Origin of the sequence: Flavobacterium sp., assembly GCF_041911335.1 — a bacterium.
In the GTDB taxonomy this organism is placed as follows: Bacteria; Bacteroidota; Bacteroidia; order Flavobacteriales; family Flavobacteriaceae; genus Flavobacterium.
This window is the reverse complement of record NZ_JAYRPD010000037.1, coordinates 68149-81270: the sequence shown is the minus strand read 5'-3', so window position 1 is coordinate 81270 and position 13122 is coordinate 68149. Positions and strand designations below refer to the sequence as shown.

The following is a 13122-nucleotide window of genomic DNA, read 5'->3' as shown; positions in this document are numbered from 1 at the left end:
TCATGAAATCAAACACTTTAGGCAAACTGTATTTAATTCCAATTACACTTTCTAATCCTGGAGAAACTACGGTAGTTCCTGAAGATGTTTTGCCTCAAACTATTAAGAGAACTATTGATTTTATAGATTATTACATTGTTGAAAACGAGAAAACTGCTCGAAAATTCATCAAAAGCATTCATCCCGAAAAAAAACAACCCGATTTAAAGATTTCGGTTCTAAATAAACATACCGATTTTGCTGAACATAATGAATTCATCCAACCTTTATTAAGAGGCGAAAACATTGGATTAATGAGCGAATCTGGCTGTCCAGGTGTTGCTGACCCTGGTGCTGTTATTGTGAAATTGGCACATGAAAAAGGAATTCAAGTAGTGCCGTTAGTAGGACCAAGTTCTATTTTATTGGCTTTGATGGCTAGCGGAATGAACGGACAAAGTTTTGCTTTTAACGGCTATTTACCTATTGATAAAAACGATAAAAAACAAGCGTTGAAAAATTTCGAACGTTTGTCGCAAGATAAAAATCAATCGCAATTATTTATTGAAACGCCTTATCGCAATAATAAATTAATGGAAGATTTGTTGCAAATTCTACAACCGAGTACGCTTTTATGTGTGGCTTGTGATATTACGTTGCCGACAGAATTCATCAAAACCAAAACGGTTAACGAATGGAAAAAAGAAAAGGCCGATTTACATAATCGACCTTGTATTTTTATTATTCACAAAATGTAAAATTACTCTAAATCTACTTTAGCATTTGCATCTGCTTCGATGTGCGAAATATCGTAATTTGAAAATTTTCTGATGTAGCTTGATAACGATGTTCCAAAACCATCTTTGAAACCATTACGTCCATTACTTCTTAAATATTTTTTTACTGAACCCGCTCCGCCTAAATGCGCTGCCGCAATTAAACCTGATTCTGTAATTTCTACACCATTGATTACTCTACCTGAATATTTTTGAATTTCTTTACGTAATTCCCACTTGTTTCTAGCGATTAAAGCTTTAAAAGCTTCTTCTTGCCATTCAGCATTACGTAAAAATTCTTGAAAATCATAAATACCCACAGTGCGTAGCGTACTTCTTCCGAATTGGTATTTACCCATGTATCCGTATGGATTCACTAAATGTAATATACCTCTTGACTCTTTGTAAGCCATTTTTTGAGCAAAACCAGAAAATGATTTACCAACATTTGGCACTTTAACTGGAATAATTACTTCTTCGTTCTCATATTCATTTGGAACATGGTATTTAATTACCTCTGAGTTCGACAAATGAAATCCTTCTAATTTTTCTTCCTTAAAGGTTATAAAACCTGAAGAAACTACTAATACTAGGAGTGTCAATCCTATAAAATACGACCTTTTTTTTATCATGAATTGTTATTTCTCAGCGTCTGTCACCCATCTGAAATTACCGATGCAAATATACAAAAAAAATTAGAATATTGATTTACAGCATGTTAATCTTTTCTAAAAGTAGATGAAATGTGCTTTAAGTCCGTTATACTCATCGTATTGCAAAGTTGGTGCAGGAATTTTAATTGTGTTAAAAACCGAGAAAAGCGTCTTTAAAAAATGAGATTTTGTAGTAATTTTCGTTAAGTCAACATCCAAACTCAGATAAAATTGACGATATGGGTTTTGAATGATTCCATTTTCGATTGCTTCGGCATCTTTTCCGTACAGCATTCCTTCTCCGCCATAGCCTACGGCAAGGTTTAACCACTTAGGAACAAACTTATCTTTTGTGAACGAATGAACATTGAACGACAACCAATACGTTTGACCGTTATAATCTTTTAAAATTTCTTCGTTAAGCGATGTACCCAGAGTTTCTGGTCGTTGTGAAGCAAATTTAGTTTGATGAAATGAAAATTTAGGTGTGATGCGTTGCTCTTTCCAAAGTAATTCTTGCGATACATAAAGCGCAGTTCCCGAAACATTGGCAATTATATCGCCAGAAGATGCTCCCCATTCTTGTGAAAAACCATCAAAAACCTCAACTACAGTAAGGAATCCCAAACCCAAAGTGGAACCATAAATTAATTGTTCCTTTTGAGATGCGCCACTCCATTGCAACATTTCGGCACCTACTCTTCCTAAATGATAGGTTGAATACATATGCCCTAATTTATCCATTTGCAACCACTGATTGTTATCGTTGATGAAATGGAAACTCGATTTTGGATAGTCTTTGTACCAAAGTTGATTTAAACCAATTAAAGTAGCACCTAAAGCAGCGGATTCGCCAATGTAAACTCCAGTTCGTCTAGGCTTATTTAGTGTGTCAGAAGGTTTTAAAAAAGTATTGATATCCGATTGCGCCTGAGAAAAAATAGACACAAACAAAAAAATGAATAGCCAACTAGCCCTGATTGTAGTGGAAATCCTTTTATAAAACCCTAAAGTTTTATAAAAGATTGCAACGGAAAGCAGGAATATGGAAACCAAGTGAGCCCAAGCCATTCGCTTCTAAAAATTAACGATCAATTCCTAACTTAGTTACCCACTCTGCATATTTTTTAGCATTTACTTGGTGTGCTTCGTAACTTGATGCAAAAGCGTGATAGCCCGGTTTGTCTGGATTGGCACAGAAATAAATATAATCGTGTTTTTCAGCATTTAAAACCGCATCGATAGCCGAAACATCTGGCATAGCGATTGGACCTGGAGGTAATCCTTTGTTAATATAAGTATTGTAAGGAGAATTAATTCGCAAATCATTAAAGAAAACACGTTTGATTTCTTGGTCAAAATTACCCGAACGTTTTTTAATTGCAAAAATGACAGTTGGGTCAGCCTGAAGCGGCATATCTTGTTTTAAACGGTTTAAATAAACACCAGCTACTGTTGGTCTTTCATCTACTTTTGCTGTTTCTTTATGTACAATTGACGCTAACGTATACACTTGAATTGGAGTTAATCCTAACGCTTTTGCTTTTTCTGTGCGTTCCTTATTCCAGAAAATACGGTATTCTTTTGCTAATTTTTGAGCGATTTTGTCTGCTGGTGTATTCCAATAGAACTCGTATGTATTTGGAATAAAAAGAGCTAAAATCGTTTCTTCTGTTAATCCGTTTTCTTCTAAAAATGGTGTGTTAGTAAAAGCTACTTCTAATTTTAAACTATCCGGTTCTAATTGAGTTGCTAAACGTTGTACTAACTTTCCTAAAGTTTCTTGATTGTTAAACGCTACTTTTACTGGAACGTTTAAACGCAAACTTCTTACCATATCAAAACTGGTCATGTCTTTTTTGAAAAGAAATTTTCCGGCTTTTACATTAGTACTATAATTTCTTGATGTGGCTACGAAATCAAATTTTTCAAAATCTTTCACGAATGGTTTCACGATTTCTACTACTTGTTCATAAGTCGAATTTGTAGGAATGTAAACATAAACTTCGTCTTGTGAAAACTGTGTATTTGGTGTAAAAGCTTTGAAATAGACATAAACACCTACTGCAGTTGCAACTACAATTCCAGCAACGGCAATTATTGAAATTATTTTTTTTACGTTCAAGGGGTTATTTTTTAAATGTGATTAATTGATATAGCATTTCATCTTCGTAATGATTGTTGATTTTATTCCAATCTTTTTTTACTCCGATTTTTTGAAAGCCAAATTTAGTAAAAAGGGAAATACTAATTTCATTTTTTGAACCAATATTTGCATATAATTGATGCAATTGCAATTGATTGAAAGCGTAATTGATAACAAGTTGCAATGCTTCGGAACCTAATCCTAAATTTCGATTACTTCCATTTGAAATTACAATCCCAACTCCTGCTCTATTATTTTTAGGATCAAAATCAAATAAATCAATTAAACCTACTGCTTCGAATGTATCATTTAAGCAAATAGCTAACCGCAATTGTTTGGCTTCATAAATATCCTGATGCGCATTTTCCAAGTACTGACGAATCAAAAAACGACTATAAGGTGTTTGTGTATTGCTTACTTCCCAAATTGATTCGTTGTTTTCTATTTTGTAGATAAACTCTAAATCTTCGGGTTCGAGTGCGCGCAGGTAGATGGTAGTTCCTTTTAATGTTGTCATTTTCAAGTTCAATCCCGAAGCTTCGGGACAATTACAAGTTCAAAAATCAAAATCAATTTTCCCTTCAAAAACAAAAGTTGCTGGCCCGATTAAGAAAACGTTGGTGTATTTTCCGTTGTCTACATCGAATTGTACTTTCAATTTTCCGCCTTCTACGTTTAAATCTATGATGTTATTATTTGTTTTTCCAGTTTGATGCATCGCAATAGCAACTGCAGTCACCCCTGTTCCACACGACAAAGTTTCATCTTCAACACCACGTTCATAGGTGCGAACTGCAAAAATGTCATTCGCTAATTGATATACAAAATTGACATTACTTCCTGCATTTCCATACAAATTAGAATAACGGATTTTTGCACCTTCTGATTTTACATCCAAAGTTTTCAAATCGTGTACCATTTGCACATGATGAGGCGAACCTGTATTTAAAAAGGTATAATCTTCATATTGATTAACTGTATCAACATCTTTCATTTGTAGCGCTACAATTCCGTTTGTATCAATAGTTGCATAATGATAGCCGTCAACTGCTTCAAACTCGGCTTTGTTTTCTATAACGCCCATTTGTTTGGCAAAAGCTACTAGACATCTTCCACCATTTCCGCACATCGAACTTTCATTTCCGTCGGAATTATAATAGACCATTTTAAAATCATATTGTGGATGATTTTCCAGAAGAATCAAGCCATCAGCACCTATACCAAATCTTCTATCACATAATTGTGCCACAAGTTTGGTATTATTTTTTGGAAAAAACTCTGAACGATTGTCAATCATAACAAAATCGTTTCCTGTTCCTTGATATTTATAAAATGTAAGTTGCATTATCAAATTAGTTTATACAAAAGTACGAATTATTAATAAGATGTTAAACATTGTTAATCGAGCGTTAAAGTGATTTTTTGGAATATTTTTTGTTATAATTTTGAGTGAACAAAAATTAAAAAAAGATGAAAAATTTTGGAAGTTTATTAGCGGTTTCTTTATTAAGTGGTGCTGTAACATTAGGTGCTTACAAATTCTTTTTAGAACCAAATAATGCAGGAAAACTAACACTTGCATCACCTAATTATGCTAAAAATGTAAATTTAGGAGCTGAAAATATTGATTTTACAGCTGCTGCCGAAAACACGGTTCATGCCGTAGTTCACGTTAAAAATGTGAGTGTTTCAAAAGTTCCCGGAAACATCATAGATTTCATTTACGGCTATCAAGGTTCAAGAGAACAAACGCAAATAGGAACAGGTTCTGGGGTTATCATTACCGAAGATGGTTATATTGTGACTAATAATCACGTTATCCAAGATGCTACGGAATTAGAAGTTACGCTTAACAACAATAAATCGTACAAAGCCAAATTGGTTGGAACCGATTCAAAAATGGACATTGCGCTTTTAAAAGTAGAAGCCGATGAAAAATTACCTTATGTAGTTTTTGGAGATTCTGATGCAATTAAAGTTGGCGAATGGGTTTTGGCGGTTGGAAATCCGTACAACTTAAATTCTACTGTTACTGCCGGAATTGTTTCAGCAAAAGCTAGAAATTTATCCAACAACGGAATTCAATCTTTTATTCAAACCGATGCTGCTGTAAATCCTGGAAATAGTGGTGGTGCTTTGGTAAACACACGTGGAGAATTAGTTGGAATTAACACGATGATTTCTTCTCCAACAGGAAGCTATGCTGGTTATTCGTTTGCCGTTCCATCGAATTTAACTCGAAAAATTATTGAAGATTTAATGCAATTTGGAAATGTACAACGCGGTGTTTTAGGAATTGAAGGTGGCGAATTGAATTCGAACTACGCAAAAGAATTAGGAATTAAAGAAACACAAGGATTCTACATTAATAAGGTGACTAAAAATTCAGGTGCCGAAAAAGCAGGATTGACTAAAGGCGATATTATTGTACAATTAGATGATAAAAAAATCAATGGTTTTGCCGAATTATCAGCTTACATCAATACAAAACGTCCGAACGATGTTATTCAAGTAAGTGTGTTACGCGATGGGAAACAAAAAACACTTCCTGTTAAGTTGACCAAAAAAGAAATTCTAAATTATGAATTCAACGGTATTGAATTTGAAGATTTAGATGCTGCCGACAAAAAACAATTCAACGTGAAAGAAGGAATCAAAATCAAAAAAGTAAACAATCCTGAATTCACTGAATACAATGATATTTTAGATGGCGCTTTAATTATTAGTATCGATGGAATGAAAGCTAAAGACATGGAAACTGTTTCTAGCTATTTGGCTAAGAAAGAAAATCAAAAAGCACGATACCAAATTATCTCCAGAAACGGTCAAATGTATAGCATTATCATGTAAAACAACCCAAACCGATAAGTTTTAAAACCAGACAAAAATAATGTCTGGTTTTTTTATTAAAAAAATTTTACGAAAACGATTGAAATCTATACTTTTGCACCACAAAACAACACATTTATTTTCATGAACAATATCTCTTTATACGAAAAAGAATTAGCTTTTCAGGCAGACAGAAGAAAAGCTGGTGTAGAATTCATTAAAATCATTAGTGATTTATGGTATGATAAATCAATCGAATTGGTTTTATTCCGCAATCAATTAATCGACAAAAACGTAAGCGAAATCATCAATTTACATGAATATGCTGGTGCTTTCGTTGGAAAACCAATCAACGTTTTCGACTCAGTTGAAATTGCAAGCGCTATCGTTGATTTAGATTTACCACCTTCAAGAATTGATATTGGAAAATTAACTTACGAATATCATTTAGAAGATGACAAATACAATGATGCAAAAGCATTCGTAATCGACAAATTAAAAAACGCAAAAAACTATCAAGAAATTAAACCAAAAGATGTGGTTTTATATGGATTTGGTAGAATTGGACGTTTATTAGCTCGTGAAATGATGTCGAAAATTGGAAAAGGACAACAATTACGTTTAAGAGCGATTGTAACTAGAGATAAAAGTGATGCGGTTTTATTAGAAAAAAGAGCTTCATTATTACGTTATGATTCCGTTCATGGTGATTTCAACGGTTCAGTTATTGCTGATCCGGAAAACAATGCGTTATTGATCAATGGAACAACAGTTCACATCATTACAGCAAACACACCAGAAGAAATTGATTATACCGCATACGGAATTGAAGATGCATTAGTTATCGACAACACTGGAGCTTTCACAACTGAAGAAGCACTAAAGCGTCATTTAACTTCAAAAGGAGCTGATAAAGTTTTATTAACGGCGCCTGGAAAAGGGGTTCCAAATATCGTTTACGGCGTAAATCATGAAGATTACAACCCAGACGATGTAAACATTTTCTCAGCAGCTTCTTGTACAACCAATGCGATTACTCCAGTTTTAAAAGCGGTTGAAGATACTTTAGGTGTAGTAAAAGGACACTTAGAAACTATACACGCTTATACAAATGACCAAAACTTAGTAGACAACATGCACAAAAAATACCGTAGAGGTCGTGCTGCTGCCTTAAACATGGTTATTACCGAAACGGGTGCTGGAAGTGCTGTTGCAAAAGCATTACCTGCATTAGCTGGAAAATTAACTTCGAATGCGATTCGTGTTCCTGTTCCAAATGGTTCCTTAGTAGTATTGAACTTAGAAGTTGGAAAAAATACTTCAGTTGAAGAAGTTAACAACATTATGAAAAAATATGCTTTAGAAGGCGATCTTGTTGAGCAAATTAAATACTCTTTAAACAATGAATTAGTATCTTCAGATATCGTAGGAACTTCTGCTCCAGCTATTTTTGACAGTAACGCAACCATTGTTTCTGGAGACGGAAAAAACATTGTAATGTATGTTTGGTACGATAATGAATACGGCTACAGCCACCAAGTTATTCGTTTAGCGAAATACATTGCTAAAGTAAGAAGATACAGCTACTATTAGTAGATAGCATAAAATTTGAAAAGCTCTTAGTGAAAACTAGGAGCTTTTTTTTGCAACAATTAAAAAATATTGAAATTTTAACAAAATGTACAGAAAAACTACAACAACACATTCAAAAAAGTTTCATTTATTTGTTGAAATTGTTTAAAAAAACAAACTCAAGAAAATTTTCTTCTTCAATTTATTTATGATAAAAAATTTAAACATACTTGTTTTATTATTACTTTCAATTAATTGTAAAGCTCAATCACCAATTATTGACATTATAGATGATGATGGTTCAGAGGTTAACGGTGCTTATTATAAAGATGTTAATAATTTACTCAACCCTTTTGAAGGTACCTATGTTTATACAAGTGGCAGTACTACTTTAAAAATTGTATTAGTAAAAAAAGTATTGCAATACAATAGTCAATATTATGAAGATTTAATTATTGGTGAATACCAATACATAAAAGATGGTGTTCAAATTGCAAATACACTTTCTGAAATAACAACTACTTACTTGAATCAAAGAAATCATAAGATTGAAGGCAATTTAATTGTTGATAAGAATTATAGAGTTTGGAAATGTACATCTTGCAGTTTAACAGAAAATCGATTAAGTACACAAATTGAAGACGTTGTTTCTGAGAGATTTGCCGAATTAGTGTTAAGAAGAACTACAGAAGGTGGTCAAGAAGTTATGAAAATAAAGATAACTAATATTTCAAGAGTTATTGAAATAGAAGGTCAGCCCACAGCACCTGATTTTGCTTTACCAATAGGAGAGTTTACTTTAATAAAACAATAAAACCACTCCACAACCACTTTAAAAGTAAAAAGTTGTGGAATGGTTTTAAAAATCTGTAAAAAAGCTATTATTTTGGAGAAGAGATTAATCCATCTAAAACTTTTCTAAACTCTGTAGAATCCCAATTAACAGCTTCATTACTATCTACAAGAATTCTTCCTTTTTTGCTAATTAGATAAGATTGTGGTAATTTCTTAACCTCAAATTCTTTTGGCGGTTCACTTAAATAAAAGTACAAAGGAAAATAGTACTCATTATCATCTAAATAATGAATCATTTTAGTTTGGTTATCATTTGATAGTAACAAAAAATCCATTTTTGTTTTATAATCGTCATAGACTTTTTTCAAAGATTCCAATTGCTTTAAACTTTCCTCAGATTTTGTTGAGACATAACAAATAAACAATACCTTTTTCTTAAACTTCTTAAAAGAAACCTCACTACCATCTTTGTCATAAATACTCCAAAAATCAGAAAAGCTAGCTACTTTTTGTTTTTCAAAATTAATTAAAATTGGATCTGGCAACGTAGCACTTTTAGATCTTGAATAAAAATAAACAATTGAAGATAATATTACAGTTAGCGCTATTAAAAAACCGATTTTTGATTTCATTTTCATCATCTAGTTAAAGATTTCATTTATAAAATTTGAATATTACTTACAACGGAATATTTCCATGTTTGCGTTTTGGTGTATCGACCACTTTGTTTTCTAACATACTAAACGCTTTTATTAGCTTTCTACGTGTATCTCTAGGTAAAATTACCTCATCGATAAAACCACGTTGCGCTGCTGTATAAGGATTTGCAAATAATTCAGCATATTCTGCTTCTTTTTCTGCTAATTTGGCTACTGGATCAGCTGCTTCGCTAATTTCTTTTTTGAAGATAATTTCCGAAGCTCCTTTTGCTCCCATTACTGCAATTTCTGCACTTGGCCAAGCAAAATTCATATCGGCACCAATATGTTTTGAATTCATTACGTCATAAGCTCCACCATATGCTTTACGAGTAATTACAGTAACTCTTGGAACGGTCGCTTCGCTAAATGCGTATAATAATTTTGCTCCGTGCGTGATGATTCCGTTCCATTCTTGATCGGTTCCTGGTAAGAATCCTGGTACATCTTCTAATACTAACAAAGGAATATTGAAACAATCGCAAAAACGAACAAATCTTGCCGCTTTAATCGAACTATTTACATCCAAACAACCGGCTAAAACCATTGGTTGGTTAGCCACAATTCCGATACTTCTTCCACCTAAACGAGCAAAACCTACAATGATATTATCTGCAAAATCTTTATGAATTTCAAAGAACGAATCTTCATCGATAATTCCGCTGATTACTTCGTGCATATCGTATGGCTTGTTCGCACTATCAGGCACAAGTGTGTCTAATTTTTCGCGAACCTCATCTTGCAATACATAAGGTAATTTTGGAGTCGTTTCTCTATTATTTTGTGGGATGTAACTCAATAATCGTTTAATATCTTCCAAACATTCTACACCATTTGGAGAAGTGATATGACAAACTCCAGATTTAGACGCATGAGTTGCTGCTCCACCTAATTCTTCTGAAGTTACTTCTTCATTCGTAACAGTTTTCACAACGTTTGGACCCGTTACAAACATGTAACTGTTGTTTTCTACCATCATAGTAAAATCGGTCATAGCTGGAGAATAAACGGCTCCACCAGCACATGGTCCCATAATAGCTGAGATTTGAGGGATTACTCCAGAAGCTTGAACATTTCTGTAGAAAATATCCGCATAACCACCAAGGGAACGAACACCTTCCTGAATACGTGCACCACCAGAATCATTTAATCCAATCATTGGAGCTCCATTCTTCACTGCCATATCCATTACTTTACAGATTTTCTCAGCATGGGTTTCTGATAATGAACCTCCGAAAACCGTGAAATCTTGAGCAAAAACATATACCAATCTTCCGTTGATGGTTCCGTAACCGGTTACTACTCCATCGCCATAGATAATTTCTTTTTCCATCCCGAAATCAGTAGTACGGTGTGTAACTAACATTCCGATTTCTTCAAACGAACCTTCGTCAAGTAAATATTCGACACGCTCTCTTGCTGTTAATCTTTTTTTAGCGTGAAGTGCTGCTATTCTTTTTTCGCCTCCACCTAATTTGGCCAAAGCGATTTTATCGTTTAAAACTTTAATTTTATCTTCCATTTTCTTTCAATGAGTCAATTAGACAATTTGTCGATGTGCCAATTAATTTGGCAATCTTAGTACTTTTTGATCTTCTACGTATTGTTGAAATGCAATCATGGCTGCAATTTCAGCTTCCGTATCTAATTTTGATTTTAGTTTTTCAGCATCATAATATGCTTTCACAAATCCCGTATCAAAATCTCCTGAACGGAACGCTTCGTGCTCCATAACAAATTTCCCAAAAGGTAACGTAGTGTGAACACCTTCCACCAAATAATTATCAATCGCTTTAATCATTAATTCGATAGACTCTTCACGCGTGTTTCCGTAGGTAATCAATTTTGAAAGCATTGGATCGTAGTAAATTGGCACATCCATTCCTTCTTCGATTCCGTTATCTACACGAATTCCTTCTCCTTCTGGTAATTTATAAGTACTTAAGAAACCTACGTTTGGTAAGAAATCATTCATTGGATCTTCGGCATACACACGAAGTTCCATGGCGTGACCTTTGATTTGTAAATCCTCTTGTTTCATTGGTAAAGTTTCGCCACGCGCTACGCGAATTTGCAATTCTACTAAGTCCAATCCAGAAATTAATTCCGAAACTGGGTGTTCTACTTGCAAACGCGTATTCATTTCTAAGAAATAGAAATTATGGTCAGCATCCATCAAAAACTCAACAGTTCCTGCTCCTAAATAATCACAAGCTTTAGCCACTTTTACAGCCGCCTCACCCATTTCTTTACGTTTTTCTGGAGTCAAAATCGCAGATGGTGCTTCTTCAACTACTTTTTGATGACGGCGTTGGATACTACATTCCCTTTCGAAAACATAGACAATATTTCCGTGACTATCCGCCATTACTTGAATTTCGATGTGACGAGGTTTGGTAACGTATTTCTCAATGAAAACCGAACCGTCTCCAAAAGCGTTGGTTGCTTCCGAAATCGCTCTATCCATTTGAGAAACGAAATCTTCTGCTTTTTCCACAACACGCATTCCTTTTCCTCCACCACCAGCTGAAGCTTTGATTAGAATTGGGAAACCAATTTCTGTTGCAATTTTCTTTGCAGCTTCGATATCGGTGATAGCATCTTCTGTTCCAGGAACCATTGGAATATTGTAATGTTTAACAGCTTCTTTTGCTGCTAATTTACTTCCCATCATTTCTATCGCTTTTGATTTTGGTCCGATGAAAATGATGTTATTTTTTTCACAAGCTTCTGCAAAAGATGAGTTTTCACTCAAAAATCCGTATCCTGGATGAACTGCATCAACTCCAAGTTCCTTACAAACTTCGATGATTTTATCGCCTCGTAAATATGATTGACTTGACGCTGCTTCTCCAATTAAAACTGCTTCATCAGCATATTTAACGTGTAATGCATTTCTATCGGCAGACGAATAAACCGCCACCGTTTTGATTCCCATTTTTTTTGCAGTTTTCATTACTCTGATAGCAATTTCACCACGATTGGCAACTAATATTTTCTTAATTTCTTTCATCTTGATTTTTGTTTCAAGTTTGAGGTTTCAGGTTAAATAAGTTTGTGTAAAAGTTTCAGTTGGTATAAATTCGATTAATGAAGCAACTTGAAACTTTAAACCTGAAACTAAACTATTTATTCGAATTCAATTAACAATTGTCCTTTATCTACAGCATTTCCTTTTTCAACCGCGATTGATTTGATAACTCCATCTCTTGGTGAAAGGAAACAGTTTTCCATTTTCATGGCTTCTAAAATCAATAAAGGATCGTTTTCTTTTACTTCTTGTCCAACCGAAACGTTGATTTCTAAAATCAAACCTGGCATTGGCGCTTTGATAGCGTTTACCACTTTTGTTCTTCCGCGCTCAATTCCCATACTTTTGATTAACTCATCTAAAGCATCGGAAATAGCTACTTCATAAGTGTTGTTATTAACTTTTACAGTATATTTTTTGGAAATAAAATCAGCCGATACAATTTCAGCCTTATAAGGTTTGTTGTCTTTTAGTACGTGAAACTTAGCTTCATCTACCTTTACGGCATCTAAATTTTGAAGGTCATTTTCAGTAACTTCAAACGAAGCAGCATTGTTTACTAAAAGCTTATAAATGTTATCCATATGAGATTTTTTTTTAGTGGACGTAAACTTACGAAAAGAAATCGTTTTCGTAAATGCTA

General features: G+C 33.9%; 13 protein-coding genes. 4 read left to right on the top strand and 9 right to left on the bottom strand.

What is annotated here, in order from left to right; genetic code table 11:
• Positions 1–2: 2 nt before the first annotated feature.
• Positions 3–737, top strand: coding sequence for an SAM-dependent methyltransferase (locus ACE3PD_RS05825; RefSeq protein WP_374400476.1), 735 nt, complete (start codon positions 3–5; stop codon positions 735–737).
• 2 nt (positions 738–739) lie between these two features.
• On the opposite strand, the gene ACE3PD_RS05820 is transcribed toward ACE3PD_RS05825, so the two are convergent.
• The 5 genes from ACE3PD_RS05820 to dapF form a co-directional block, all read right to left on the bottom strand.
• Positions 740–1387, bottom strand: coding sequence for a peptidoglycan-binding protein LysM (locus ACE3PD_RS05820; RefSeq protein WP_374400474.1), 648 nt, complete (start codon positions 1385–1387; stop codon positions 740–742).
• Between the two features lie 96 nt (positions 1388–1483).
• Positions 1484–2356, bottom strand: coding sequence for a DUF2279 domain-containing protein (locus ACE3PD_RS05815; protein ID WP_374400472.1), 873 nt, complete (start codon positions 2354–2356; stop codon positions 1484–1486).
• A gap of 136 nt (positions 2357–2492) precedes the next feature.
• Positions 2493–3533, bottom strand: a complete 1041-nt coding sequence (mltG, locus tag ACE3PD_RS05810) for an endolytic transglycosylase MltG (protein WP_374400470.1) — start codon at positions 3531–3533, stop codon at positions 2493–2495.
• A gap of 4 nt (positions 3534–3537) precedes the next feature.
• Positions 3538–4071, bottom strand: coding sequence for a GNAT family N-acetyltransferase (locus ACE3PD_RS05805; protein ID WP_374400468.1), 534 nt, complete (start codon positions 4069–4071; stop codon positions 3538–3540).
• 39 nt (positions 4072–4110) lie between these two features.
• Complete coding sequence (gene dapF, locus ACE3PD_RS05800) at positions 4111–4899, bottom strand: diaminopimelate epimerase (protein ID WP_374400465.1); 789 nt, start codon at positions 4897–4899, stop codon at positions 4111–4113.
• A gap of 125 nt (positions 4900–5024) precedes the next feature.
• Here dapF and ACE3PD_RS05795 point away from each other — a divergent pair, with 125 nt between their 5' ends.
• The 3 genes from ACE3PD_RS05795 to ACE3PD_RS05785 all read left to right on the top strand — a co-directional run bounded on the left by ACE3PD_RS05795 (position 5025) and on the right by ACE3PD_RS05785 (position 8769).
• Positions 5025–6404: a S1C family serine protease gene (locus tag ACE3PD_RS05795; protein WP_374400463.1), complete on the top strand. Its 1380-nt coding sequence runs from the start codon at positions 5025–5027 to the stop codon at positions 6402–6404.
• Between the two features lie 123 nt (positions 6405–6527).
• The gene (locus tag ACE3PD_RS05790) at positions 6528–7976 is read left to right on the top strand and encodes a glyceraldehyde-3-phosphate dehydrogenase (RefSeq protein WP_374400459.1); all 1449 of its coding nucleotides are present in this window, start codon (positions 6528–6530) and stop codon (positions 7974–7976) included.
• Between the two features lie 187 nt (positions 7977–8163).
• On the top strand, positions 8164–8769 hold the full coding sequence (locus ACE3PD_RS05785; RefSeq protein WP_374400457.1) for a DUF6705 family protein: 606 nt from the start codon (positions 8164–8166) through the stop codon (positions 8767–8769).
• 67 nt (positions 8770–8836) lie between these two features.
• Here ACE3PD_RS05785 and ACE3PD_RS05780 read toward each other — a convergent pair whose 3' ends face one another.
• The 4 genes from ACE3PD_RS05780 to ACE3PD_RS05765 form a co-directional block, all read right to left on the bottom strand.
• Positions 8837–9382 (bottom strand): peroxiredoxin family protein, encoded by a 546-nt coding sequence (locus tag ACE3PD_RS05780; RefSeq protein ID WP_374400455.1) that lies wholly within the window; start codon positions 9380–9382, stop codon positions 8837–8839.
• 46 nt (positions 9383–9428) lie between these two features.
• Positions 9429–10970 carry an acyl-CoA carboxylase subunit beta gene (locus ACE3PD_RS05775; RefSeq protein ID WP_374400453.1) on the bottom strand — a complete coding sequence of 514 codons (1542 nt, stop codon included), beginning with the start codon at positions 10968–10970 and terminating at the stop codon, positions 9429–9431.
• Between the two features lie 42 nt (positions 10971–11012).
• Complete coding sequence (locus tag ACE3PD_RS05770; protein WP_374400549.1) at positions 11013–12452, bottom strand: acetyl/propionyl/methylcrotonyl-CoA carboxylase subunit alpha; 1440 nt, start codon at positions 12450–12452, stop codon at positions 11013–11015.
• Between the two features lie 125 nt (positions 12453–12577).
• On the bottom strand, positions 12578–13063 hold the full coding sequence (locus tag ACE3PD_RS05765; protein WP_374400451.1) for a biotin/lipoyl-containing protein: 486 nt from the start codon (positions 13061–13063) through the stop codon (positions 12578–12580).
• Positions 13064–13122: the final 59 nt, after the last annotated feature.

Excerpts from the sequence above, each read along its gene's own strand:
- ACE3PD_RS05825 (WP_374400476.1), top strand. The coding sequence starts at position 3 with ATGAAATCAAACACTTTAGGCAAACTGTATTTAATTCCAATTACACTT.
- ACE3PD_RS05820 (WP_374400474.1), bottom strand. The coding sequence starts at position 1,387 with ATGATAAAAAAAAGGTCGTATTTTATAGGATTGACACTCCTAGTATTA.
- ACE3PD_RS05805 (WP_374400468.1), bottom strand. The coding sequence starts at position 4,071 with ATGACAACATTAAAAGGAACTACCATCTACCTGCGCGCACTCGAACCC.
- dapF (WP_374400465.1), bottom strand. The coding sequence starts at position 4,899 with ATGCAACTTACATTTTATAAATATCAAGGAACAGGAAACGATTTTGTT.
- ACE3PD_RS05795 (WP_374400463.1), top strand. The coding sequence starts at position 5,025 with ATGAAAAATTTTGGAAGTTTATTAGCGGTTTCTTTATTAAGTGGTGCT.
- ACE3PD_RS05790 (WP_374400459.1), top strand. The coding sequence starts at position 6,528 with ATGAACAATATCTCTTTATACGAAAAAGAATTAGCTTTTCAGGCAGAC.
- ACE3PD_RS05785 (WP_374400457.1), top strand. The coding sequence starts at position 8,164 with ATGATAAAAAATTTAAACATACTTGTTTTATTATTACTTTCAATTAAT.
- ACE3PD_RS05780 (WP_374400455.1), bottom strand. The coding sequence starts at position 9,382 with ATGAAATCAAAAATCGGTTTTTTAATAGCGCTAACTGTAATATTATCT.
- ACE3PD_RS05775 (WP_374400453.1), bottom strand. The coding sequence starts at position 10,970 with ATGGAAGATAAAATTAAAGTTTTAAACGATAAAATCGCTTTGGCCAAA.
- ACE3PD_RS05765 (WP_374400451.1), bottom strand. The coding sequence starts at position 13,063 with ATGGATAACATTTATAAGCTTTTAGTAAACAATGCTGCTTCGTTTGAA.